The following is a 23,334-nucleotide window of genomic DNA, read 5'->3' on the forward strand; positions in this document are numbered from 1 at the left end:
AGTGCAATTGACCCGCAAATACAGACAATAGATCTGTCCGCGTTCATTATGCATAATCCGATCTTTTTGTACAGTGCATAAGTTCTATAAACTAGCCCTTTCAAGGTGGTGAAATTTGAAACGAAGATTGGTTATTTCGACCTTCAAAAATCCCCAAATCTGAGTGGAGGATTCAAGGTGCTAGCACTGGAACAATGTATCTTCGTTTGTCACCTTGAAAGGGCTAGTTCTATAAACGTAAAGAAAAATCTAAGAGGATGTTTGAAAAGTATTTTTGGTAACATCAAAGCCTCGAAAACCTAACCCCCTAGCCCCCTGACTCTAATCCCCACTCCGTGGGGATACTGAGTTTCCTACAAGGCAATGGGGGTTTCAAAGCCTCTCTCCTTGTAGGCTATCCCTTACCCGGATCTTTCTTAACATTTGACAGAGTATTCATTCACATTTTTATAACCCTTATTCGTTCGTCGTTAATTCTTAATAAAAACCTAGTTTTAGCGAGAATATTAAGAGCCAACTTGTCAAGTATGCCTGACACCTCAATGTTCAAGATGCTTGCAAAACAAGGGTTATAAAATTGTAATGAAAGATGTGACTAATAGATAGCCTTGTAGGAGAGAGGAATGGAAGCGAGGTTTTTAGTATAGATTTTGACTTTTCAAACATCCTCTAACGGCGCAGTAGGTAAACGCCCAACTTCCTTACATCGGCAGCGTAACACAAAGTGCAAAAGCTGCTCAAATCTGGTAGATATAGTCAGTATTAACTTTCGCTATCCTAAGCCATACTATCTAAACCGATGATAGTAGGTCATTGGTTTACATTGTACGTACCTGTTAACAGATAAAATAATACGCGTATTGAAAAAAATCATCTATTTAAGTTAACAAATTAAAATATTAACTATAAAGTTAATTTTCTAAGTAGATTTACTTGTAAATATTGGAAAAGTAAGGATCAACTTTATTTAATTGATACTCTCCTAAAGCAGGCAGTCTCCATCATAATTGATGCGTATGATAGTAGTTTTTTAGGCGATCGCACACCTTTAGAGTATGCAATCGCCTAAATCATTCCGACTACGCCGCGACTAACTCCCGTTCCGATACTAGTTCATACTCCAGCAGCCTCCGCCATTCCTCAGCAGAACAATCCCGCACTATTAGTTAGGGGCTGGGGGTGGGGTGTGAGGGACTTTTGCAAGAAATCTAATGTTTACAGTTGCCTTGTTTTTGGTGTTGTTGAGAACCGCGATCATGATTATGGTCTTTACCGTGGGAACAGTTTTGCAAATCTTGCTTCATAAGCTTGTCGCTGATTTCTTGCAAGGATTCATCCACAGCTTGTAAGCCAATCCAAGCATCAATTTTTTGTACATCAAACCCTACCTCGCGTTGTTCGCCTATTTCTAACAAAGGACGGCGAATCAACAACGGTTCTTTCAGCATCAGCGCCAAAGCAGTTTGTTCATCCACTTTTTCAGGAACCACCTCACCAGATTTTACCTTTGGGGCGGAAAGATTAAACCATTCGGCTATGGGGCGATCGCCGAAAAATGAACGCAACCGCTCAACTGTCCAAGGTTCAGTTAACAGGTTGTATGGTATCACCTCATGACCAGCAGCTGTTAGCAAAACTTTTTGCTTAGTACCACCTTTACAGCCTGGTTTGCTATAGAAAATTACTCTTGCCATTCAACTACCTCGCTGTAAAATTATTCGTTTTTAAGGGCGCACATTTGTGCGCTCCTACCGTGTGATGCTAAAAGTTTTTAGCACTACACTTAACCGGGTCAAACTCAAATCTCTCACTCGGATCAGTTTCGCCGTAAATGTTAAAAGTCACAGTTGGTTCATCACCCATTGCTTCTACACTGTGAATTGCATCAGGAGTAAAGCTAATAATATCCCCTGGAAATAGAGTTATCTCTCCCGTCTGTTCAATTTTGTCCTGAGATTCTGGGCTAGGAGTGTGTCGCCAAAAAGTATTTTTTTCCTGACCTTTTAACACCGCCACAACTCCCCACGTCCCATGATTATGAATGGTTGATCGGGTTCCCGGTGCAAATGTTACTGTCTGCACCGTTAACGGAAAACCCAATTCATCGTATAGGAGTAAAACAGAGGTTCCCGTTTTAGGCGAAGGTTCTAAATATTGACTTCGCACCCAGTAGGAATTTACTATCAAGCGCCTTACAAGCATTCGGATTTCTGGCAGACGACTGGTTTGATCGTTCACACTATTGAGAACATCTTCGATTTCAGTTAAAAACCGATAAACACGATAGTTTTCTCTCAATAAATCCCATGCTCTTACAGCTTTACAGGCTTGATAATGACCGTCCCCCGTTAGCAGCCAATCCTTACCTTTCATAAGTTTTAAGTTGATAGCTGAGAAGATTGGATGATGATGATCGGAGAGACATTAGGAATATTAGTACCTCCAGGAAGTTGAGTAGGTATGGTGATAGGAGGAATGATAGAATTGCTATCAGTAGCTGCTCCTAATAGGGAGTAAGAGGAATATGATGTGGTAGATAACCAATTGTTCATGATTGTTCACTAAAAGGGAATTGGGAATGGGGAATGGGGTATGGGGTATGGGGTATTCTCGTTATCTCCCCACTCTATATAGACGCGATGAATCGCGTCTCTACAATGCACATTGTCTTGTCGAGATGTGCATTGATTGATTAATCATCTTCTTCTGCTGGACGTGTCAAAATATCCAGGAGAATTCCGGCTCCAAAATCATGCTTTTCGTCTATCTCTTTGACTTTGGTGCTGATTTCTTTCGCTTCCTCGATTGCTCCTAACTTTGCTAGTACTAATCCAGAAGCAGCATAAGCATTTAAGTACAATCGAATTTGTGGGTCTTCTTTGCGATTGACTAATATCGGCTTAAGTTGCTCCCAGTCATCAGGCAAGTTTTCTATTTCTTTAATTTTATCTAATAATTTAGTTGTTGTTTGTAATGCAAGAGAATAATTATTCTTATAATAAAAAAATCTATATGCTGCTACCAAGACATCTGTATTATCACCAGTTTTGGCTAAAGCTTGTTGAATATATTTTTCTGATTCTGATGTGTTTTCCCAAGTTTGTGCAGCTAAAATTAATAAATTTTTGATGTCCTCTGGAACCTGGAACCATGAGAATTTATTTGTATTAGCTTGCATATTGGTAACTGGGGAGTAGGGAGTAGAGAATGGGGAGTGGGGGAGATGAGGGTGTGCTACATACCCTATTTAAAACAAAGTGAGAACGTAGACTAAGGTAAAGAGAAGAATAGCAATAGGGAGTAGGGAGTAGAAATATTCACCACTCCCTACTCCCCACTCCCCTTTAAAACAAAGTAAGAACGTACACCAAGGTGAATAAAACAATCCAAATAATGTCTACGAAGTGCCAGTAAATTTCTGTCATTTCGATGAAAGTATGATTGGTTGCAGAATATTCACCGGGAAGACGTGATCGCCACAATGCACGTAATATCAATAACAGTCCCACAAAAACGTGCAAACCGTGGAATCCAGTCATGATATAAAAGCAATTGGCAAAAACGTTGGTAGTCAGTCCGTATCCTAAAGTTGAATACTCATAAACCTGACCACCTAAGAAAATTGCCCCCATGATTGCGGTAATTGCGTACCACAGTTGCATTCCCTTAACGTTATTCTTTTTAATCGCCGTATCACCGAAGTGAATGACGAAACTACTAGACACCAGAATAATGGTGTTAATCGTTGGTACGAGTAGTTCTACTTCGCTTCCTTCTGGAGGCCAAACTGCTGTAGTACCCCGGAAAAACAAATAAGTGGCAAAAAATCCCCCAAACATTAGGGATTCAGAAGCGAGGAACGTCAACAATCCCCAGACTCTTAAATCTGGATGTTCTTCGTGTCCTGCACTGTGATCTTCGCTTGTGGTTGTAGCTATAGTCATAGATTTTTTGACAATACAATCTACTCTGTCTGTTGTGGAAGCTTGAATAAAGAATGAAGTCTGAACCAGCTAATACCAATTCGCAATTCGCAATGGGCTACGCCCCACTCCGCTAATAACGCAATTAAGAAACTTAGATGCAGCAAGACTTTCCTGATTTACATCTGTTGCTTCATTTTGGAGAATTGGTATAAATTTCTATTCTTTATCCAAAATCCTTGTTTAGCCAAACTCTTGAATTGTTCAAGAATTTTCAAAATTCCGAGTTTCGTTTTCTGAATTCGGGTATCCGTTTATTGAATTCGGGTATCCGTTTATTGAATTCGGGTATCCGTTCATTGAATTCGGGCGTCCGTTCATTGAATTCGGGCATCCGTTTATTGAATTCGGGCATCCGTTTATTGAATTTGGGTGTCCGTTTATTGAATTCGGGCGTTCGTGTTCCAAGCTTGAAGTTTCGTATTCCAAGCTTGGAGTTTTGAGTTCTCAAATCTAATGACTAGAAGTTTTAGTGACTTTGAGTGCGATCGCATTACTCACTTTATCTACCTAAGCATTAGCTTCCGGCGTTGCAGATGGCTGTATTTCAAGCCTGTTATCATGACCGTAGTCATAAGGGCCATGAGTTACAACCGGCAACACTTCCCAGTTTTCAATTGCAGGTGGTGAGCTAGTTGTCCATTCTAAGGTCAAAGCTTGCCAAGGATTATCACCAGCCAAAGGCCCTTTCAGCCAACTGTAGATCATGTTGATGGTGAAAGGAATTACCGATATCGCCAAAACAAATGAACCAAAGGTACAAATTTGATTGAGGTCGATAAATTGGGGGTCATACATTGCCACTCGTCGCGGCATTCCTTTTAAACCCAACTCGTGCATGGGTAAAAAGGTCAGATTAGTACCGATGAAGGTAAGGGCAAAGTGAATGCGTGCCAAGCTTTCATTCAGCATTCGTCCGGTCATTTTGGGGAACCAGTGATAAATACCGGCGTAGATGCCAAACACGGAACCGCCAAACAGAACGTAATGGAAATGTCCTACTACATAATATGTGTCGTGGACGTGAACATCAAAGGGGGCTGTTCCCATCGTCACACCACTTAAGCCACCCATAACAAACATGGACAACAAGCCAATGGCGAAAAGCATCGCACCTGTGAAGCGGATTTTACCACCCCAGAGGGTAGCAACCCAGGCAAAAATCTTCACGCCAGTGGGAACTGCAACTATGAGGGTAGAGATAGTGAAGAACATCCGCATCCAGCCGGGTGTACCACTGGTGAACATGTGGTGTACCCAGACGAATAAACCGACAACGCAGATGGCTACACTAGAATAAGCGATCGCTTTATAACCAAAAATTGGCTTACGCGAGTGAACTGGAATTACCTCCGACATGATGCCGAAGATGGGCAGAATCATTAAATATACTGCCGGGTGAGAATAAAACCAGAACAAGTGTTGATAAATTACAACGTTACCGCCTGCATCTGGTTTAAAGAAGGAAGTGCCAAAGTTGAGGTCAAACAACAGCAGAACTAAACCGGCTGCTAATACAGGTGTGGAGAGAAGTGCTAGCAGGGAGGTTGCCAAGATTGCCCAGCAAAATAGAGGCACTTGATCCCATTTCATGCTAGGAACCTTCATCATCAAAATGGTGATCACAAAGTTCAGTGAACCCAAAATTGAAGAAGTTCCCACCAAGACGATCGCCAGTATCCACATACTTTGAGCAATTGGCGCTGTCACCAAACTCAAAGGTGGGTAAGCTGTCCAACCAGATTGTGAACCGCCAAAAATGAAACTACCTAATATGAGTAATCCGGCTGGTGGGTTCAACCAAAAGGCGATCGCGTTCAGCTTCGGAAACGCCATATCCCTAGCACCAACCATCAACGGCACTAAATAGTTACCAAATCCGCCAATGGCGCTAGGAACAATCCACAGGAAGATCATAATCGTCCCGTGATTGGTCATGAAAGCGTTGTACAAATTGGGGTCGAGTACGTCTGCATCGGGTGTTGCTAATTCGACACGGAGAGCAACAGCCATCAGTCCGCCGATGAGATAGAACACAAACGCCGTCACTAGATATTGGATACCAATAACCTTGTGGTCAACATTAAATGTAAAATAGTCCTGCCATTTCCACGCCTTCGGATGGGAGGTATGGCCAGCCACCATTTCCGGTTTTTTTTCTTCTGGTGGAGTATTCCGTGGAAATTCTACCTGCGTCATATATTTTTGTCCTTTGTCTTTTGTCATTTGTCATTTGTCTTTTGTCTTTTTGTCCTTTGTCATTTGTCTGTTGTCATTTGTCAGTTACCAATAACTAATGACTAATGACCAATGACCAATGACCAATGACTAATGACTCATGACTAATGACTCTAGAGTTGCTGCACTAATTCCCATATCATGGGTGTGGGGTGCGAGAAACTCCGATGTTGATAAGTCGGCTGGATTAACCCTTTGGGTTCGCGAGTTCCCCATCGCCGGAAACCGCCAAGACGGGGACTCGCTCACTGCAACGACTTGATTTAAATTTTGCTGTTGAGCAATTTGGTTTTCTGTCCGCCAGCTATCATATTCTTCTGGTGTGTGGACAATTACTTGTGTCCGCATTGAACCGTGATAACCACCGCACAACTCAGCACAAACTACGGGATATGTACCTGGTTTGGTGGCGACAAATCGTAGTTCGGTAGGGATACCAGGAAGTGCATCTTGTTTCAAGCGGAAGTTTGGCACCCAAAATGAATGAATTACATCTTGTGCTGAAAGGTTGAGTTGCACATCAGCACCGACGGGTATGTGCAATTCCCCAGAGGTAATGCCACTATCAGGGTAATTAAATAACCAGGCATACTGTATGCCTTTGACATCAACAACTAAATCGGCTGGTTTGTTTAGAGTTTGAGGAGACGCGCCAATACCAATTGTTGGGGCGATTGCTGGAGCAGTTGTTGCTTCAGTATCGCTTAATGTGGCTGCCAAAGCACTCCCCGGCAGATGAGCAACATGAGCTGCTGAATGAGGATGACCCGCAGGCTCAAAGCCGCCCATTCGGTTAAAAACATCTACACTGTAAATGCCCAAGCCGAGAACAATCACTGTTGGGATTGCTGTCCAAAAGATTTCTAAGGGAACGTTGCCTTCTACTCGCACACCATCGCTATCATCACCGCGACGGCGACGAAACTGAATCAGAAAAAGTACAATTGTTCCTTCTACCACTAAGAAGAGTGCGATCGCAATGGTAAACATGACGTTGAAAAAACCGTCTACCAAAGGTGCTTGTAACGATGCTTGCACCGGCATCAGAGTGTGATTCTGACCAATCCAAATACTGGTTGCTGTAACTACTATCCCAGCAACCAGAGTCCATAGTGAAACAGGAACTTGTTGCATACATGCTACCTGTGTAAACAGTCTTTAAAGATGTGATTTTCTGGTATTAGGTATTAGGCGCTGGGCATTATTATCTATTCCCCATTCCCCATTCCCTATTCCCTTTTCCCTTTTCACTTATTAACTTTCTAACGTGCAGCCATAAAAAATGGGGGAAACTTCCAGATTTTTTCCATATCTTTCCCCCAGAAACTTACAAATTATATTTCAACTCCTATGAAAAAGGTAGCCCCCTGCTCCCAGAAAAGCTAGTTGTTCCAAGAGGGCACTGTTAGACCTAATATTGATTAGGCTATATTAGCAGCAAGTTTAATTTTGTTAATAACTGACATTTTGTGATTTACGCATTTGTTTACTGTGAACTTTCTATTAGTTACAGTAAATATTTAATATTCCCCTCAAGTTACCTTGCCTAGCACATTTGCGCTTTATACAAACAGTGCCTCCTTGAATGAACAACAATTTTGACTAACTTCAAAAACCTTAGTTGTTTAATGCAACATGGGTGTAGCAATTTTTGGGGCAAATCCGTGAACACGCTTCACAACCAATACAGTTTTCTGGAGAAGTAACTGCCATTACTTTCCGTTCAATTTCATCATCATCTTCATCATCTACAAATTCGCCTTCTTCATTGAGCGCCTTCAAACCCAAAACATTGTAACCGCATACTTTAACGCATCTGCCACAACCGATACATTTGTCCTTATCAATTTCTTGAGCAAATTTTGGTGTCCAAGCCTTACCGCCAAATGTCAAACCTGTTAGCTGTGCCATGAATAATCCTTCGGCAATTTTGCCTTTCAATCTGTTTGTGCATTAATCATCATATTATCCTAATCTTTTATTCGTTTATATTCAAAAATTACTTTTTAGTCATCAAATTCCGATGAATTTGAACACAAAATTACATTGTTTTTAATTTCAAATTATAGATAAGGATTATTGATAATAATTGTCTAGTTGTAGGGAGCTAAAGTATCTAATTACTACTGTGTATGGATAATTATTATTTCCACAAGATACAAATATCTCTATAAAAGTGATGATATTCTTTTTCAATTATTTTTTGATTATTCAGATAAATATATCTAAACAGTAGTAATTGATACAAAAGTAAATGTTCATAAGTTACATTTTTATATATGCAATATGTATTTTAAAAGCCAACAATTTTGATTTTATTTTAATTAATCTATTTAGATAAATGATGACAAAAGAGATTATTCTTTTACATCAAGAAAGTAAAGTTAATTATGAAGGAACTGTAAACTTGGTAGCAGAATATTATCATGCATTAAATATTAAAATCATTAATAAATCAGATGAAATGTGATTACAAAAAGCTTAAATGTTTTCTAAAAGCACTTTATGGATAAAGGAAAAATGTTCATTGAGGTAGATTTTCAACAAATGTTAAGATTTTCTTTAAGCTCGATACGAACAAATTAATCATTATTTTTATGAAATGTATAGTTAATAAATAAGTTTTATCCGGCTCGGTTTTAAAGCCTTAAATAGCTTCCAATTGGATGCAAACTCAAAATATGGATGTGGGGAGTGAGTATGGTGAGAAAAAATTATTCTCGCCATAAAGATATGTGGTAGCGAGTCATGAATAAACAGGACTCATCCAGGGGAGACCTCAATACCGTTCGGTTAAGAAATTTACTCGTTTGGGCAGGCAGTGGGAGCAGGGGGAGTAGAACAGCAGGGGGGGAAAGAATAGCTTTTCATAAACTCTTTGCCTCCCCTGCTTCCCCTGCTTATCCGAACCGTATTGGGGGAGACGGAGACCTGAGCCAGACATCTCAACGATTAGAGTGGGAAAAGAGCCAAATGCCTTATACAATTCCTAACAACAGTTGCGTTGGATGTGACAACTGCCGCCCCCAATGTCCTACGGGTGCAATCAGAATAGAGGACAATGAATACTGGATTGATCCTGGTCTTTGTAATAATTGTGAGGGCTATTATTCAGAACCGCAATGTGTAATAGCTTGTCCAACAAATTCTCCGATTCCTTGGCAGTCAAAAAAGGGGAGATGCAAAATAGAACCGAGAGATGCTAGCAGTTTAGACTTGTTTTCTAACGGCAAGAATAATCCATTTGCTTCAGCGATCGCTATTTGGGAAGCTTGTAATGTACTAGCACAACGTACATCGCTACATTGGGAAACCGATGAAGAAGGCTATATAAGTTACAGCCGACAAATCAATCAAGGGCGAGGTGCGATCGCTTTTCACATCCAAGATCCATTTAAAGTTAACGACAAGGCCACAGATTTAGCAGCAGTTGAGGGGATTGACATTAGGGCCGCTTGCATACATCTAATTTTTGCCGCTTATGCTACAGCCTTAGATCAACCTTGGGAGCAAGAATTTGCGATCGATGAGCGACAAATTGAGAAATATTTGGGGATGGAGAAACGCAAAGATTTAAGTAAAGCAGCCAAACTAGCTTTAATGAAAAATCTTGTCCAGCAAGCTTGTTCCCTAGTTATCTCCATCGACTGGCCTCAACAAGGTCGAATTAACGAATTCTCTATTACAGGTAGCCGCTTATGGCACTTAGTAGATATTCAGCACCACTTTCAAGAAGACAATCTTGGATGCAAATATCTTATTGGGTTAACTTTTAAAGTAAAAGCAGGCTTATGGGCACAATATTTCTTAAACAAACAAGCATGTAAAGAGCGAACCGCATTCTATCAATACGGCAGTCTCCCCAAAACGCTGCTAACCACAGTCATGAGCATTTGGCAGCAACATGAAGGCGCAGTCCGATTAATGCTGTGGTTGCTGTTTAAAACCAAAATGGGTAAAGAACAACGCATTACTATTCCTACCTTGCTGCGTATTGCTTACGGAGAAGAAAAAGTTGCCCTTGCATCCAGACAACGGGAAGAACGCAAACGTCTACTGCGAACTTTTGAAAGCGATTTAGAAATTCTCAATCACTATGGAATGAAACCACTTTTCGATCCAGTTACTTACCCACCAGAAATTCAACCTTTATGGGCGAAGTTAGTTGATCTTCCAGAAGATCCAGATGAAGCATTAGAATTTTGGACTAATGACGGTGGTGCTGAAACTCGCCTCACAGACACAGGCCCCCGTGGGAAATGGAATCTCTTAATGAATGCGCGGATTTTGGCTTTTGAACTCCCACCAGAATGGGAACAGCAAATCTCAGAATCGGAAAAAAAGAAAGCAAGAACTGCTAAAGCCAAAAGGAAGCCTAAAGCTACAAACGATTTGCTAGGTGAACAGATTTTGCAGGCGCGAAAAAATTTGAATCTCTCCCAAAGAGAATTGGCAAAGCTTACAGGTAAAAGCCAAAGCTGGATTCGAGATATCGAAAATGGCCGTTTAAAAGCCAAATTAGAAGACCAAATACTTTTACGAAGAGTCTTAAATATGGGTCAATCTTGATTTGGAATTTCAACGCAGAGGAACGCAGAGGGAAACGCAAAGGTACGCAGAGATTTTGTTACGAATTTGTGCAGCGTTATACTAAATACAGTAAGACTCCGCGTACCTCTGCGCTTCTCTTTGCGTCCCTTTGCGTTTAAAACCTCTCCTCTTTTAAGTACTATAACTCATCACCTTACTAGAAGTAACCCAAAGACTACCGACAGCATATTTAGTAACTACCAACTCTCGTGTAGCATTGCATGAACTCTTCAGTTGTTGAGTCTTGGTTTCATCTCTCACAAGTTTAGCCTGATAAGTGTAGAGAGAACCAGAAGGTTGTTCAAAACTTAGCTCACCCAGAATAGTATTATTATCTAAACTTTGCTCTAAAATTTTGCCTGCAACTTTGTAATTAAACCAATCCCATCCATTACAAAGCATTAGTTCTCTTTCCAAAACCTGAAGTGCAGCAGGCAGAATTCCCCAGCCTCGATAAACTTTATTTAAGCATTGAATATCGCCAGTACGAGTCAAAATCGATCTAAATGAATCTATATCTATACGACCGTAATATCTTCCTTCTGGCAAGTCTATAATTGTTGGTGCAAACCGATGTCCGCCAAAGTGCGATGATTTCCAAATTCGCACATTATCCAAGCACAAATCAGCGTTCCTTGATGTTACATTGAAGTAAAAGGGAGCGCCATATCTGGCACAACATTTATCATGGCTACCGTGGGTACAAACTAAAATATCTTTAGTTGTACTCGTTTCTACCTCAGAATTAGAACTGATACCCCATAACCATTTTTGGACAACTGCTGCTACTTGCTCAATATTTGGTAGCTTAAACTCTTTTTTTTGATATCCATTACTTAGCCCTTCTTTTTTTTGATAAATCAACAGGGTAGTGTGGTTTACTTTGTGTGATTGATCATTGGCAATTAAGAGGAATCTAATCGGTAGTTTTGCACGCTTCACTTCCTCTACCAAAACCCTCAAATTTTGAGGTACCCATTTGGAATTAAAAGCTTCTGACATCCAAGGTAAAGGACACTCAACTAAAACATAAGTTTGAGAATTGGTGGCGCTACCAATAACATCTTCTCCTACTTGCTGTGAATCGTCAGAACAAAAAAAAGTATTCATCTCGCTGTACTCATTAGCGTATTTTATGGACGAAAGGTATTACAAAATACAATTGTGTTCCTAGTTACAATATCCTTGGCTAAAAGAGATAATAAAAAAGAACAATATTTATTTCCTAGTTAAAACTAGGTATCCACTTTATAACATCATTACTGATCGAGGTCTTTCCGGTTAATAAAGTCTCCACAATAGACATAAACAGCATAAAAATAGATTTTTCCGTATGCGCGGCGTTAGTTTTGTATCTATTTTTATTGTTATTTGGTATCTTATAAATTTTCACTTGCTGAAGCTCGGCTTTTCTGAAGTTGGTTTCTTTCGCAAAATCAAATATGTCTCAATCTTTTGCGTAGATGCATTCGCGCAGCGTCTCGTAGAGAAGCAGCTTGTCGTCAGACATCTCTTGGAGAGTAACAGGCAATCAACTTGCTTACAATATAGATGTAGCTGATATTACAATCAAAAATATTGCTAGCAGCAACATAGTTATTTAAAGTTTTGCTGAATTTTTTTATATAGCTAGTTACAGTTGTTGTTTTTACATATAAAGATATAATTTTATGTTGTTTTTGTTTAATCATATTCCTAAAAGTAGATGCGAGAACACCTGAAAAACAGGTAACAATTTGGTAACCCAATACTGTTTTAAAACTTTTTATCTGCTTTTAATGTATTTATACATTATATTGCAAATAATTCTCAATTAGCTTAGAAAAAATAAAGACAATTATATTAGGGGTAAATGCTTTGTGCCCCGTACTTCATGAACGATAAGTTAATGAGCAAAACTAGTGACTAATTATTAGCAGCGTCACTAACATCAACATTAACGAACCTGGTATATTTACCTTTTATCTAATCTAACTTCCTGAAGCTTATGTCAGGGTTTGATTATATGCCTCTACTTTGACTGTAACTGAACTCAATAATAAATGCAAGTATTTGAGAATCCTTCTAATTCTCTTATCGTTTATTGCCTCTAGAAGGTTGCTTAAATCAAGATCAATGCTTATTTAATAGTGGAGATAGCTGACTTGAACAAGTATTGATTCTTTCAATACAATAGATAAAGTTTTGCATGCAAGTGTGACAAATTGTTGACAGTAAGGGTAGAGTTATGTGCCCCTATTAATTCTAAGATTTTAAGTATGGCGATCGCATATTTCTTTTTTCATGGAGAATTGAATCATTTTTTACCACGGCATCATAAGCAGGTGAAAATTTCCCACTTTTTTGAGGAGAGAGCCTCAATTAAGGACATGATTGAATCGTTGGGTGTCCCTCATCCAGAAGTTGCTTTTATCAATGTTAATGGTGAATATGTAAATTTTTCTTACATAGCTTCGGATGGAGATACTATTAATGTTTATCCAATTTCTGCTAGGGGTACTATTATAGCAAACGTTTCTGTTATTCCAGAACCGCTCAGTATTATCCGCTTTGTTTTAGATATTCATTTGGGGAAGCTGGCGACATCTCTACGACTTTTAGGTTTTGATACTTTATACCGTAATGACTACGAGGATGAGAAATTAGCCGAGATATCCTATAGCCAAGTACGGATTCTCTTGACTCGTGATAAGGGTTTATTAATGCGTAGTTTGGTAAAGCATGGGTATTACGTTAGAAATACCAACCCTCAAGAACAAATCTTGGAAGTACTACAACGCTACGATTTGTTCAAATTAATCTCACCATTTAAACGGTGTTTGCGTTGCAATGGATTATTAGAACCTGTAGATAAGCAATCCATCGTTGACAAGCTACCAGAAACAGTGCGATGCCTACGGCGGCAAGCTACGCAGGTTGATGTGTTCCAGCGTTGCCAAGGCTGCGATCGCATTTATTGGAAAGGTTCGCATTATGAACGATTGCAACAGTTTATTGACAAAGTACTCAACTCACAAAACAGTGAGTAACTTAGTAATGGCAATATTTAGCTACCTAAAATATTGGCACTAATTATTTGACTACCCCCAATTCTAGGATCTTCATCTTCGTTATTTAAATCATTAGGAGTGGGGTTTTGCTTACTCTCTCCGGTTACTTCTTCAGGTTCAATAGGATCTGTCTCTTGAGCTTTATCGATATCAAGAGAGACAGGAGTTTCTTTAGCTTGAGAGAAATCGATAAGTGGATTGGGTTCGGAAGTCATGAGTTGCTAAATTATACACTTTTCTTTAGTGTTGAATTTATTTTGCTTGCAAACATCTTTCTTGAGAAATAAACCACCTATTATATAAAGATAAAAAACTATGGCATTAATTTTAGCTCTCGATTTTGGCGGAACTAAATTGGCGGCAGCAACGGTAAATGTCGGTTCTAGAAAGTGGTTGCGTTATGAACGCCGTCTCTCGCCAGCGAATGCAAATGCTAGTACTGACTTGGAAATTATGCGATCGCTAATATACTCTCTGTTAGAAGACACAAAACCTGCTGCGATCGGTGTCAGCTTTGGCGGCCCTGTAGATACTTCCACGGGGATGGTGCGACTATCTCATCATGTGGCTGGATGGGAGAATATTCCGCTTAAAGGATTGTTGGAGGAGGAGTTTGGCATTCCTGTTGGTGTGGATAATGATGCTAATGTTGCTGCTTTGGGTGAACATCGTTTTGGTGCTGGACAGGGGTACGATAGCTTGTTTTATATAACTGTCAGCACTGGTGTGGGTGGTGGTTGGATACTCAACGGGCAGCCTTGGCGCGGTACTGGTGGGATGGCTGGGGAAATTGGACATATTGTTGTAGATCCTGCTGGGCCAGTTTGTTTGTGTGGGAAGCGGGGATGTGTGGAACGTTTGGCTTCGGGGCCTTATATGGCGCAAAATGTTAGGGAAATATTGCAGAAGGAATCGTCAAGTCGCCAAGTACGCCAAGGAGGAGAAGTGTTGAGGGGTTTGGTGGGGGATGATTTAACGTTGTTGACAGGGCAGTTGGTAAGTGAGGCGGCGGCGGCTGGGGATAATTTGGCGAAAGAAGTTTTGCATAAGGCAGCTTGGGCGCTGGGTGTGGGTATTGGCAATGTGGCGAACTTGATGAATCCGCAGCGCTTTGTGTTGGGAGGCGGTGTGATGAAGGCAGGGGAGAATTTTTGGCAGGTGGTGCGTCAAGTGGCGCGGGAGACGGCTTTACCAGAGGTTAATTTTGAAATTGTGTCGGCGATTTTGGGGGATGATGCGCCGTTGTGGGGCGGTGTAGCGATCGCTTTGCTCGCAAATCCCCAATTTGCAAATGAGTGATACCATTTCACTAAAATCCTGATACAAAATCTTTCCCCTCTGCTCCCCTGCTCCTCTGCTCCCCTGCTTGCCTAAATATATCAACCTTAAAGTAGAAACGGTATGAGGCGTGGAGCGTATACATGCAAACAGAATTAGTTATTTTTGATTGTGATGGAGTATTAGTAGACAGTGAGGAATTAGGCAATCGCGTTCTTGTGGAATTTGTCGCTGAGTTTGGACTTGCAATGAAACTTGAAGAAGCTATTTTGTTATTTAAGGGTTGCAAAATGGCTGATTGTGTCGCTGTTATTGAGCAAAAACTTGGAAAAAAGATGCCACAAGATTTTGTAACTCAGCTTCGTATCCGTACTGCTGAGGCATTTGAACGTGAACTACGTCCTGTAGAAGGAATAGAAGCAGCTTTAGACAAGATTAATCTACCTATTTGCGTTGCTTCCAGTGGCCCACCAGAAAAAATTAAGTTAGCTTTGCGTGTAACTAACCTACTGCCTCGATTTGAAGGACGTATTTTTAGCTCATATAAAATTCAAAGCTGGAAGCCAGCACCTGACTTATTCTTATATGCGGCTAAAAATATGGGAGTTCAACCTGCATCCTGTACAGTTGTAGAAGATAGCGTTTTGGGTGTACGTGCAGGTGTTGCCGCTAGAATGAAGGTTTTAGGCTACACCGAGCAAAGAGAGGCTACTCTACTTGAGGCATCTGGAGCGCGTGTTTTTTACTCCATGCACCAACTACCTTCTTTGTTGTCACACCATTAGACTTATTGCATGAATCAGAGTATGTATAATTCAGATTCAGAATATTTCATAATTTACAGGCTTTCCACTGTCAATTTCCCCATGTAAATTATTGCGTGTTACTCGTGACAGTAGTTCATCAAGGTCATGTACTTTTTCAGTTAAATAAGGTACATTGCTCGTAATGCTTTGCAATGCTAAGGATTCTATAGATTGACCTGTTAACTTAGCAAGATGATGCAATTGCTCAAACAGAGATTATGGAATTTCTAACGTTAGTTTTTGGTTAGTCATTTTTCACCAGATTTGATTTTTGTTTTCTTTAATTATCAGTCTTACAGTCAAAATTAACATTTTTAACGATATTCAAATATTTTCTTTTATTTAAACCTACTATTACTGTTGAATACCCTGGCGAAACTCTCTAAGGGCTTCTAAGGGAGATGATAACAAAATGCAACGATTGAGCAGGGATAAATCTAATTCTGGTAATAGCTGACTTGTAACAACTTTCTCATATTCTTGTTCTCGTAAGCAGTAAACTTCAATTGTGCCATCTTCCCAAAACCAAACTTCCGGGACTCCCATTAATTTGTACTTCTGTAACTTTATGGGACTACCGCTAGTAATCACTACTTCAATACACAAGTCTGGTACAGATTTGTCCGTTCCAAAGCAATAAGATAAATCTCCTTGATATTCTACTATCTCAGGAATAACCTGGCTAAAACTCCCACTGGGGAAAAATTCAATGCCCTGTTCCAAGAAATACTGCCCCAAGAGTAAACCAGTTAAACACTTAATTGCCTCATGAGGCTTGCCAATACTCACAATTTCTAAGATTCCCTCACAATAAAACAACCGCACTCCCGCTACATTTTCAAAGCTGGCTTGAATCGCTTTGAATTGTTCCCAACTTAAACCACGTCTGAAGAAGCGTTGTTCTTCTGGTAAGTTAACAGCATTTTTTAACGTTTGAGTCATAATATTTTTCACTCTCGCAGTTAATACTTACGAAATTTATCTTATTTCTATCCTAAATCAAAACCAAATTATCCCGATGAATCACAGTTTCCACACCCGCATAGCCTAAAATTGCGGAAATTTCCCGCGAATGACAGCCACGAATCTTTTGCAATTCATCGCTGTTGTAATTTACAAGTCCTCTAGCAATTTCGTTACCGTTGTTATCACACAATTGCACTGCATCCTGTGTGCGAAACTCTCCTTCTACTACTTTAATTCCAGCTGCTAATAACGATTTTCCCCCTAGAGAAATTGCCGCGATCGCACCTTCATCTAAATACAATTTACCCGTAGGTAAAAGTCCGTAAGCTATCCAACGTTTACGCGCCGAAGTTGGTTCAGGTTGCGGTTCAAAATGCGTCCCAATCAGTTCACCTTGGATAATTTTTTCGATATTCTGGGGAAATCGCCCTTGGGTAATTACGGTACGAACTCCAGCAGCGATCGCAATTCTCGCAGCCGAAATTTTTGTCGCCATACCGCCAGTACCCCACTGAGAACCTTGGGAACCTGTTTGTATTTGTAATTGAGCTAATTCTTTAATGCTACTCACTAAAGCGATCGGCCGCGCATCTGGTACGGAACGCGGATCGGCTGAGTACAGCCTATCGACATCGGTAAGTAAAAATAGCCAATCTGCTTCTACTAGACTAGCGACTAATGCCGAAAGGGTGTCATTATCACCAAATTTTAGTTCGTCTATGGCTACGGTATCATTTTCATTGACTATTGGGATAACTCCCAACCCTAATAGTTCCTGAAAAGTATTGTAGGCGTTGAGATAGCGGCTGCGCTGTACTAAGTCGCTGCGAGTTAATAATACTTGAGCGATCGCTTGTTGCAGAGTAGTAAATAAATCATCGTATATCCGAATTAATCTGCCTTGCCCAACTGCTGCTACAGCCTGTTTTAGTGCGATCGCTTTGGGACGTTCAGTTAAGCCCAACCGCGCACAACCCACTCCTACAGCCCCAGAAGAAACCAAAATTACCCGGTGTCCTTGGCGTTTTAAATAACAGAGTGTTTCTGCCAAGGTAGCGATGGTAGAAAGTGCTAATTGTCCCGTTTCTGGTTGGGTTAGGCTCGAAGTACCGATTTTGACAACAATTGTTAATAACATCTTTGAATTTTAGATTTTAGACTTCGGCTACGCTCAGTCGAACGATTTTAGATTTTAAATTACAGATTAGACATCTTGCATAAGTTTTTTTTAGACGCCTACCCGAAAGCACACGTAATCCATGTGAACAGATTAAAGCCTATGGAAACACCTTTTTAGGCTTTAAATCCATCCACAAAGAAGTCTATTTTAGATTCAATCCAAAATTCACAATCTAAAATCCAAAATTGTAAAGCGCCAATCCTTCTATAGTGAAGGCTGACGCTTTACGGGTTTATATTTATTTTGTATACTGTAGGGTCTTTTTTGGCTGACCCCATGTTATTAATAGTTATAATCCCCGATTTTTGGATTCCAATAAGATTCTTTAACCATTTCTTTAGATTTACTTTCCTGACGATTTGTCAACTTTTGTGAATCTTGCTTCTCTTGGGGGTAATAGAGGCTCCAAGTATTTCAGATATCCAAACTTCAAAGTTGCGAACAGGATGAGAACGCAGGGCTGTGTCTGCATGGACAATCGGTTCAACTAGAATGGTAAACATCCCCAGGCGATTACCTGCTATGACATCGGTAAATAAGCGATCGCCTACCATCCCCACTTGATGCACTGGTAGATCCATTCCCCTCAGTGCTGCTCTAATTTTGCGTCGGGAGGGCTTGGCTGCACCTAAGTAGTAAGGTAGGTTGAGCGATCGTGCAATTCCACCAATTCGCGCTTCACTCAGATTGTTACTCACTAAACACAATGCAGTACAGGAGCGAATTTGCTCTACCCAATCTTGTAGTTCTGGGGAAGCCAGCCCTACTCTAAAGGGTACTAAGGTTTCATCTACATCCAATACCAGCCCCTTCAGTCCGTATTTTTGGATAATATCTGGTGTTAGGTTCAACACTGAACCTTCTAAAATCAAATCAGGCTGTAAAAGATTGTTCCAGGCCATAGTCAACAGTCAAATTTAAATAGCTTCAGACAAATGAGCATAACCCAATATAGTTTAGTTAGTCGAACTCGATTTTGGGATATCTCCCTGAACACTTTGAGATAAAATCCCTAAAATCTTATCTATCTCTTTGATGTAATAATTATTCAAATCAATAAATATATCGTTCTCTTCTAACTTTAAAAACTTCCAAATATCCCCCGTTGTTACCGCGCCATAAATTTTTTTAATTTCATTTCCTTCTTGTTGATTAAACAATTGTGCTGCCAACATTGTCGCTGCACATTGACCTAATCCACTTTTAATATTTTCATTTTTCGCTTCAATAATAACCACCACAGGCACATTAATTGTTAGTTGTTCTTTAGCACGGCTGATGATAAAATCACAATAGCCATTTAGACCTTTTTCGGCATCTACATTAAAATCTGTTCCTGAAAATAAACTAATTGGATAATTAGCCCTGCGTCTTACTTCCAACAAAATCGGAGTGATAATCATTTCTGAACGAGCTTTTTCAGTATTAATTGCTAAAGCCAGTTCTGCCGTTTCTTCCAAAGAATTTATGAGTTTCTCGCTTGGCTGTAAAGGTTCTATGTCGGCACATAAATCAGTTTCTTCATCAATGTGGATGCTGAATGACTTTTTAAATTTACTTAATGTAAAGTCGCTATAAGCCATTTTCAGCACCTCATCCCAATTTTGGATTTTGCGGAAAGTTGTAAGAAGGGTTTCCTCCTGTGGCAAACTTTTAAAGATGATAATGGAATTAAAATCCCTAGCAAAATGCTTTTTTCAGAATCTTAAACAATACTAACTGTCCCAATTTAATGTCAATAATTCATTGCTTCCACATTAAATGGGACATGGTAAAAGGTTTAGCTAGATTTTGATTACAATGAAAACTTTCAATTAAAAAATTCAAAATGAAAACGTTACATTTTGAATTTTTAATCTTATTCTACTTCATTAAAAAGATGTTCTTCTAACAGAGGTTGCACTTTGCGAAACTCTTCTGGAGAAAGTAATTCAGGTTCACCTGTTTTTGTTATCCGTGCAAAAAATAACAGGGGATCGAGAGGTGTATAAATTGCATACTCCTGATCTTCATCATAGAAGCTAGCGAGTAGCTGTAATTGCTCCGGATCTAAATCCGCCTCTTCATCCTCGATTTCTAAAGTGAAAAGTTCTGATTCTTCAACGGGTGGTAAATCACCTGCAACAGTCAGAGCGTAAGCTGTATTCTTTAATATCAGGTTCTGCTCAGATAACACAGCTTGGGCAGTGGCAAAAATTTGCTCAATAATCGTGTCATCTTCTACCAGAACCGCTTCTTCTTCCTCACCGTCACCTTCCCAAGAAAAAATTTCTACAGGTGAGTCTACAGGAAGAAGTAAAACGTATTCTTGTTCATCGACTTCGAGGGAATGCTCAATGTAACATTCGAGCGATCGCCCTTTATCATCGGTTAAAGTGATGGAACCCGCATGAGCGTTATCATTTTCTTCAGGAAAAGGAGAGGAAAACATAGCCGAAATGTAGAAAGAAATTTAATAAATACCAGCAAGTTTTAAAATCGCTTACCTATTTAATGACATATTATGTCAACTAAATAGCTTTATACGTAGATAACAACTGCTGGCTAATCGTTTTCAGAATATCATGTTAAAAGGTATCAATATTCAATAGCCGCAACTGAACTGTGGGAATTAGCACGCTTAACATCGAGCCATTGTTGTAAAATCAAAGCGGCTGCCTTACGGTCAATCAAACCTTTATGGCGTGACGGGGAGCGGTTCTCAGCTATCAACAGTTGTTCTGCTTGAAATGAAGTTAATCGTTCATCCACATATTCCACAGGCAGCTTTAGTGCTTTAGCAAGTCTTGTAGTAAATTTCTGAACTTGACGCGCTTGAAATCCTAGTGAGCCATCCATTGAATAAGGTAAGCCCATCACCAGGATTTGCACCTCGCGTTCATTAACTATTTGCCGGATTTGCTCGACATCCTGCTCAAAAGATGTGCGCTCAATTGTGGTAATCCCTGTTGCAATTAAACCCGTGCGATCGCACCCTGCCACACCAATGCGCTTGCGACCAAAATCTAGTCCCAACGCTGAAATAAAAGGTTTTAGTTGCTCTTGGGATATCACAATTAATTCTCCTGCTGTGCATCTGCTGATTCAGAAATCGGTGATGCTTCCATGCTAGGATTTTTTACCGAAAAGTTAATCGGTTCTGACTTGCTTGGCAGTGGTTTATCTGATGATGGCAGCTGTCCTGGTTGTATCCATGACATCCCACCTGGTATAGGTTTACGTGCTGGTTGTAAACCTTGCAGCATGTCAGTCCACTGGATTCCTTCTAAGGAAACGAATTTAGACTCCCGTAGCTTGTGCCATACAGAGCGAGACATAACTAATGTATGTTCTATGCGTTTTGCCCCAATTCGCTCCAAATATTCTTCTCGCTCTGCCTGATAGTCTGAAGAAGCGAGTTGTAACCCTTGTTGAGGAAAATCTTGGGCAATACGAGCTAGCTGAGATAATAATTCTGGATACAGCCAAGTATAAGCAGGATGAACCGTCAGCGTTGCAACGTGGGGAACTTCACCCTTACGGTCAAGTTGCACCTGAAAATAGCCGATCGCAGCTTTGCGTTGCGGTTCAAATACGTAACCACTCACTACTTCTGTTTTGCTTACCCATTGCATTACTGCATCAGTTAAAGCACCAAACAAACTGGTTTTAAAGTCGCGGGTATTACGGTCAAAAACCTGACGAACCAAAGGTGGCATAGATGCCGTATCTAGTTGATATAGCAACTGGGCATCAGCATTACTTACTGGCAGAAGGTTTGGTAAGTCTGGCTCTGCTTGTGCTAATTCAGCCAGTAATTCTGGCCCAATTTCCCAGTACGTCATTTCTGCCAGACGCTGGAATCCATTTTGCCGATATAGCGCCAGCGCCTCTATGTCATTAATATTAACTTCCAGTAACCAAGTCCGAGCTTCCAGAATCGATTCAAAGCAATGACGCAAAAGTTGTGAACCAGTTCCTTGTTTATCGATACCACGCTCTAACAGCACTTGATCGATGCGCCAAGTGCTGCGTGTCCGGTTAAAGGGTGACACTTGAATCATCCCTAGAAGCATCCGTCCTTGCTCTGCTATGTAGGCACAGAGACGATACTGTAGCGGGTTAGGAAACCAACTCAAAAATTTGAGTAATCCATACCAGCGACGCAGCATGAGCATCTGGCTGATGGCAAAACCTGCTCCCTTAGGAGTGAGGGCTGAGAATGACTCTTGAGTTATGCGCTCGATTCCGTCCAGATCCCGGAATTGGACTGGTCGGATAACAACGCTGAGGTTTCTGGGAAGTAATGAAGTCATTTTTATTCGAGCCGCTATTTAGCCTTAACTAACTGCTCTTCAAAGGAACTGCTGCAATAGCAATAAAATAATATTAACTGCTTTTTGCCCCTTACTATTGCGCCAAAAGGGTGATTTTAGTAACTTAATACTTAAAAAAGCAGAAAAAGCAGACCTTGTGAGAACACCATTGGCATTAACCCAACAACATCTGCCTTATATTTTATTGGAATTTTGATTAAAATTTGTATATTTTTATAGCCCTTGTCGAGAAACTAGCTTTTCAAAGTGGGCTTGGGTTTGATGGAGTAATTGCTGGCGACTATCTACCAGTGTTTGCTTCAGGGTTGGAACAAGATTACGAGCTTGCAGAGTCATGTGAAGTTGCAGGTTGGCGACATATTCACTGAAATCTTGATTCATTTCATCTGCGCTTGCATTCGTTAATAAATTTGATTCCATTGCCACTGTGTTCTCCTGTATTAATCCTATGCTGTCTCTCTTCATGACCAAAAACTATCACGTTGTTTGCACTAACTTCTTAATTTGCAATGAAGTTTAACGCTTCTTACAGATAGTGATCGCAGTAGGTTTGGGTTCAAGGTGGAAGATTTGCTCTCAAAAGGCAATCGCCAGAAAAGCAAACGTTTTGTCAATAAGCAATACTACTTAAAATCTCGCTATAATCAGGCTATACTATGAAATTGGAGTTGAAAACACAATTTTTGAGCAGGCGATACCTACGGCGGGCTATGCCTACGCGTAATTTTGATAGGCATCTTTTATTTTTACTCCATTGGTTCAGTACAAGAGTTAACTTCATACCTCTGCTTGTTTCAGATTGTCAGCATAATTTCTAATTGACAAAAGTAAAATCATCTTAATCTTTCACTGATGGGACGCTATTGATCCATGTAAGTGAATTCTGACAATAGTAACGCGGATTTTTACCTATGTAAGCGATCGCTT

The 23,334-nt window shown here is 40.2% G+C and carries 22 protein-coding genes; 4 read left to right on the plus strand and 18 right to left on the minus strand.

Going from position 1 to position 23,334, the window contains the following annotated elements; translation table 11 throughout:
- Window positions 1-1,208: 1,208 nt before the first annotated feature.
- The 8 genes from RMZ43_RS32385 to fdxB form a co-directional block, all read right to left on the minus strand.
- Window positions 1,209-1,694 (minus strand): ArsC/Spx/MgsR family protein, encoded by a 486-nt coding sequence (locus RMZ43_RS32385; RefSeq protein WP_322646780.1) that lies wholly within the window; start codon window positions 1,692-1,694, stop codon window positions 1,209-1,211.
- Window positions 1,695-1,761: 67 nt separating this feature from the next.
- On the minus strand, window positions 1,762-2,373 hold the full coding sequence (locus tag RMZ43_RS32390) for a cupin (RefSeq protein ID WP_322654171.1): 612 nt from the start codon (window positions 2,371-2,373) through the stop codon (window positions 1,762-1,764).
- 5 nt (window positions 2,374-2,378) lie between these two features.
- Window positions 2,379-2,552, minus strand: a complete 174-nt coding sequence (locus RMZ43_RS32395; RefSeq protein WP_322646778.1) for a hypothetical protein — start codon at window positions 2,550-2,552, stop codon at window positions 2,379-2,381.
- Window positions 2,553-2,692: 140 nt separating this feature from the next.
- Window positions 2,693-3,178 (minus strand): hypothetical protein, encoded by a 486-nt coding sequence (locus RMZ43_RS32400; RefSeq protein WP_322646777.1) that lies wholly within the window; start codon window positions 3,176-3,178, stop codon window positions 2,693-2,695.
- 166 nt (window positions 3,179-3,344) lie between these two features.
- Complete coding sequence (locus RMZ43_RS32405) at window positions 3,345-3,944, minus strand: cytochrome c oxidase subunit 3 (RefSeq protein ID WP_229468424.1); 600 nt, start codon at window positions 3,942-3,944, stop codon at window positions 3,345-3,347.
- Window positions 3,945-4,493: 549 nt separating this feature from the next.
- Window positions 4,494-6,182 carry a cytochrome c oxidase subunit I gene (gene ctaD, locus RMZ43_RS32410; protein WP_322654183.1) on the minus strand — a complete coding sequence of 563 codons (1,689 nt, stop codon included), beginning with the start codon at window positions 6,180-6,182 and terminating at the stop codon, window positions 4,494-4,496.
- Window positions 6,183-6,311: 129 nt separating this feature from the next.
- Window positions 6,312-7,355, minus strand: coding sequence for a cytochrome c oxidase subunit II (locus RMZ43_RS32415; RefSeq protein WP_322654172.1), 1,044 nt, complete (start codon window positions 7,353-7,355; stop codon window positions 6,312-6,314).
- Window positions 7,356-7,838: 483 nt separating this feature from the next.
- A complete protein-coding gene (gene fdxB, locus RMZ43_RS32420) occupies window positions 7,839-8,132 on the minus strand; it encodes a ferredoxin III, nif-specific (protein ID WP_109012311.1) in 294 nt (97 codons plus the stop codon).
- A gap of 1,062 nt (window positions 8,133-9,194) precedes the next feature.
- On the opposite strand from fdxB, the gene RMZ43_RS32425 reads away from it, so the two are divergent.
- Window positions 9,195-10,790: a helix-turn-helix domain-containing protein gene (locus tag RMZ43_RS32425; RefSeq protein ID WP_322654184.1), complete on the plus strand. Its 1,596-nt coding sequence runs from the start codon at window positions 9,195-9,197 to the stop codon at window positions 10,788-10,790.
- Window positions 10,791-10,943: 153 nt separating this feature from the next.
- Here RMZ43_RS32425 and RMZ43_RS32430 read toward each other — a convergent pair whose 3' ends face one another.
- Window positions 10,944-11,921: a sucrase ferredoxin gene (locus RMZ43_RS32430; RefSeq protein WP_322654173.1), complete on the minus strand. Its 978-nt coding sequence runs from the start codon at window positions 11,919-11,921 to the stop codon at window positions 10,944-10,946.
- A gap of 1,148 nt (window positions 11,922-13,069) precedes the next feature.
- Here RMZ43_RS32430 and RMZ43_RS32435 point away from each other — a divergent pair.
- Window positions 13,070-13,840 carry a Mut7-C RNAse domain-containing protein gene (locus RMZ43_RS32435; protein ID WP_322654174.1) on the plus strand — a complete coding sequence of 257 codons (771 nt, stop codon included), beginning with the start codon at window positions 13,070-13,072 and terminating at the stop codon, window positions 13,838-13,840.
- Window positions 13,841-13,857: 17 nt separating this feature from the next.
- Here RMZ43_RS32435 and RMZ43_RS32440 read toward each other — a convergent pair whose 3' ends face one another.
- On the minus strand, window positions 13,858-14,076 hold the full coding sequence (locus RMZ43_RS32440) for a hypothetical protein (protein ID WP_322654175.1): 219 nt from the start codon (window positions 14,074-14,076) through the stop codon (window positions 13,858-13,860).
- Between the two features lie 100 nt (window positions 14,077-14,176).
- Here RMZ43_RS32440 and RMZ43_RS32445 point away from each other — a divergent pair, with 100 nt between their 5' ends.
- Together RMZ43_RS32445 and RMZ43_RS32450 are read left to right on the plus strand one after the other, a co-directional pair.
- Complete coding sequence (locus RMZ43_RS32445) at window positions 14,177-15,160, plus strand: ROK family protein (RefSeq protein WP_322654176.1); 984 nt, start codon at window positions 14,177-14,179, stop codon at window positions 15,158-15,160.
- Window positions 15,161-15,282: 122 nt separating this feature from the next.
- Window positions 15,283-15,924, plus strand: a complete 642-nt coding sequence (locus RMZ43_RS32450; protein WP_322654177.1) for an HAD family hydrolase — start codon at window positions 15,283-15,285, stop codon at window positions 15,922-15,924.
- A 375-nt stretch (window positions 15,925-16,299) separates the two neighbouring features.
- Here RMZ43_RS32450 and RMZ43_RS32455 read toward each other — a convergent pair whose 3' ends face one another.
- The 8 genes from RMZ43_RS32455 to RMZ43_RS32490 all read right to left on the minus strand — a co-directional run bounded on the left by RMZ43_RS32455 (window position 16,300) and on the right by RMZ43_RS32490 (window position 22,827).
- Complete coding sequence (locus RMZ43_RS32455; RefSeq protein WP_322654178.1) at window positions 16,300-16,887, minus strand: Uma2 family endonuclease; 588 nt, start codon at window positions 16,885-16,887, stop codon at window positions 16,300-16,302.
- A gap of 52 nt (window positions 16,888-16,939) precedes the next feature.
- Window positions 16,940-18,049: a glutamate 5-kinase gene (gene proB, locus RMZ43_RS32460; protein WP_322654179.1), complete on the minus strand. Its 1,110-nt coding sequence runs from the start codon at window positions 18,047-18,049 to the stop codon at window positions 16,940-16,942.
- Window positions 18,050-18,453: 404 nt separating this feature from the next.
- The gene (locus RMZ43_RS32465) at window positions 18,454-18,993 is read right to left on the minus strand and encodes a YqeG family HAD IIIA-type phosphatase (protein ID WP_322654180.1); all 540 of its coding nucleotides are present in this window, start codon (window positions 18,991-18,993) and stop codon (window positions 18,454-18,456) included.
- 54 nt (window positions 18,994-19,047) lie between these two features.
- Window positions 19,048-19,674, minus strand: coding sequence for a hypothetical protein (locus tag RMZ43_RS32470; protein WP_322654181.1), 627 nt, complete (start codon window positions 19,672-19,674; stop codon window positions 19,048-19,050).
- Window positions 19,675-19,949: 275 nt separating this feature from the next.
- Window positions 19,950-20,522: a DUF3727 domain-containing protein gene (locus RMZ43_RS32475; protein WP_322646767.1), complete on the minus strand. Its 573-nt coding sequence runs from the start codon at window positions 20,520-20,522 to the stop codon at window positions 19,950-19,952.
- Between the two features lie 146 nt (window positions 20,523-20,668).
- Entirely contained in the window at window positions 20,669-21,145 is a 477-nt protein-coding gene (gene ruvX, locus RMZ43_RS32480) for a Holliday junction resolvase RuvX (RefSeq protein ID WP_322646766.1), read from the minus strand.
- Between the two features lie 2 nt (window positions 21,146-21,147).
- Window positions 21,148-22,386, minus strand: a complete 1,239-nt coding sequence (locus RMZ43_RS32485) for a GNAT family N-acetyltransferase (protein ID WP_322646765.1) — start codon at window positions 22,384-22,386, stop codon at window positions 21,148-21,150.
- A gap of 234 nt (window positions 22,387-22,620) precedes the next feature.
- Window positions 22,621-22,827 carry a hypothetical protein gene (locus tag RMZ43_RS32490; protein WP_229457894.1) on the minus strand — a complete coding sequence of 69 codons (207 nt, stop codon included), beginning with the start codon at window positions 22,825-22,827 and terminating at the stop codon, window positions 22,621-22,623.
- Between the last annotated feature and the right edge of the window lie 507 nt (window positions 22,828-23,334).

Source organism: Nostoc sp. CmiVER01 (assembly GCF_034531135.2).
In the GTDB taxonomy this organism is placed as follows: Bacteria; Cyanobacteriota; Cyanobacteriia; order Cyanobacteriales; family Nostocaceae; genus Nostoc.

Excerpts from the sequence above, each read along its gene's own strand:
- RMZ43_RS32445 (WP_322654176.1), top strand. The coding sequence starts at position 14,177 with ATGGCATTAATTTTAGCTCTCGATTTTGGCGGAACTAAATTGGCGGCA.
- RMZ43_RS32405 (WP_229468424.1), bottom strand. The coding sequence starts at position 3,944 with ATGACTATAGCTACAACCACAAGCGAAGATCACAGTGCAGGACACGAA.
- RMZ43_RS32395 (WP_322646778.1), bottom strand. The coding sequence starts at position 2,552 with ATGAACAATTGGTTATCTACCACATCATATTCCTCTTACTCCCTATTA.
- RMZ43_RS32490 (WP_229457894.1), bottom strand. The coding sequence starts at position 22,827 with ATGGAATCAAATTTATTAACGAATGCAAGCGCAGATGAAATGAATCAA.
- ctaD (WP_322654183.1), bottom strand. The coding sequence starts at position 6,182 with ATGACGCAGGTAGAATTTCCACGGAATACTCCACCAGAAGAAAAAAAA.
- proB (WP_322654179.1), bottom strand. The coding sequence starts at position 18,049 with ATGTTATTAACAATTGTTGTCAAAATCGGTACTTCGAGCCTAACCCAA.
- RMZ43_RS32385 (WP_322646780.1), bottom strand. The coding sequence starts at position 1,694 with ATGGCAAGAGTAATTTTCTATAGCAAACCAGGCTGTAAAGGTGGTACT.
- RMZ43_RS32455 (WP_322654178.1), bottom strand. The coding sequence starts at position 16,887 with ATGACTCAAACGTTAAAAAATGCTGTTAACTTACCAGAAGAACAACGC.
- fdxB (WP_109012311.1), bottom strand. The coding sequence starts at position 8,132 with ATGGCACAGCTAACAGGTTTGACATTTGGCGGTAAGGCTTGGACACCA.
- RMZ43_RS32465 (WP_322654180.1), bottom strand. The coding sequence starts at position 18,993 with ATGGCCTGGAACAATCTTTTACAGCCTGATTTGATTTTAGAAGGTTCA.
- RMZ43_RS32485 (WP_322646765.1), bottom strand. The coding sequence starts at position 22,386 with ATGACTTCATTACTTCCCAGAAACCTCAGCGTTGTTATCCGACCAGTC.
- RMZ43_RS32475 (WP_322646767.1), bottom strand. The coding sequence starts at position 20,522 with ATGTTTTCCTCTCCTTTTCCTGAAGAAAATGATAACGCTCATGCGGGT.
- RMZ43_RS32425 (WP_322654184.1), top strand. The coding sequence starts at position 9,195 with ATGCCTTATACAATTCCTAACAACAGTTGCGTTGGATGTGACAACTGC.
- RMZ43_RS32415 (WP_322654172.1), bottom strand. The coding sequence starts at position 7,355 with ATGCAACAAGTTCCTGTTTCACTATGGACTCTGGTTGCTGGGATAGTA.
- RMZ43_RS32435 (WP_322654174.1), top strand. The coding sequence starts at position 13,070 with ATGGCGATCGCATATTTCTTTTTTCATGGAGAATTGAATCATTTTTTA.
- RMZ43_RS32470 (WP_322654181.1), bottom strand. The coding sequence starts at position 19,674 with ATGGCTTATAGCGACTTTACATTAAGTAAATTTAAAAAGTCATTCAGC.
- RMZ43_RS32390 (WP_322654171.1), bottom strand. The coding sequence starts at position 2,373 with ATGAAAGGTAAGGATTGGCTGCTAACGGGGGACGGTCATTATCAAGCC.
- RMZ43_RS32450 (WP_322654177.1), top strand. The coding sequence starts at position 15,283 with ATGCAAACAGAATTAGTTATTTTTGATTGTGATGGAGTATTAGTAGAC.
- RMZ43_RS32400 (WP_322646777.1), bottom strand. The coding sequence starts at position 3,178 with ATGCAAGCTAATACAAATAAATTCTCATGGTTCCAGGTTCCAGAGGAC.
- RMZ43_RS32430 (WP_322654173.1), bottom strand. The coding sequence starts at position 11,921 with ATGAATACTTTTTTTTGTTCTGACGATTCACAGCAAGTAGGAGAAGAT.
- RMZ43_RS32440 (WP_322654175.1), bottom strand. The coding sequence starts at position 14,076 with ATGACTTCCGAACCCAATCCACTTATCGATTTCTCTCAAGCTAAAGAA.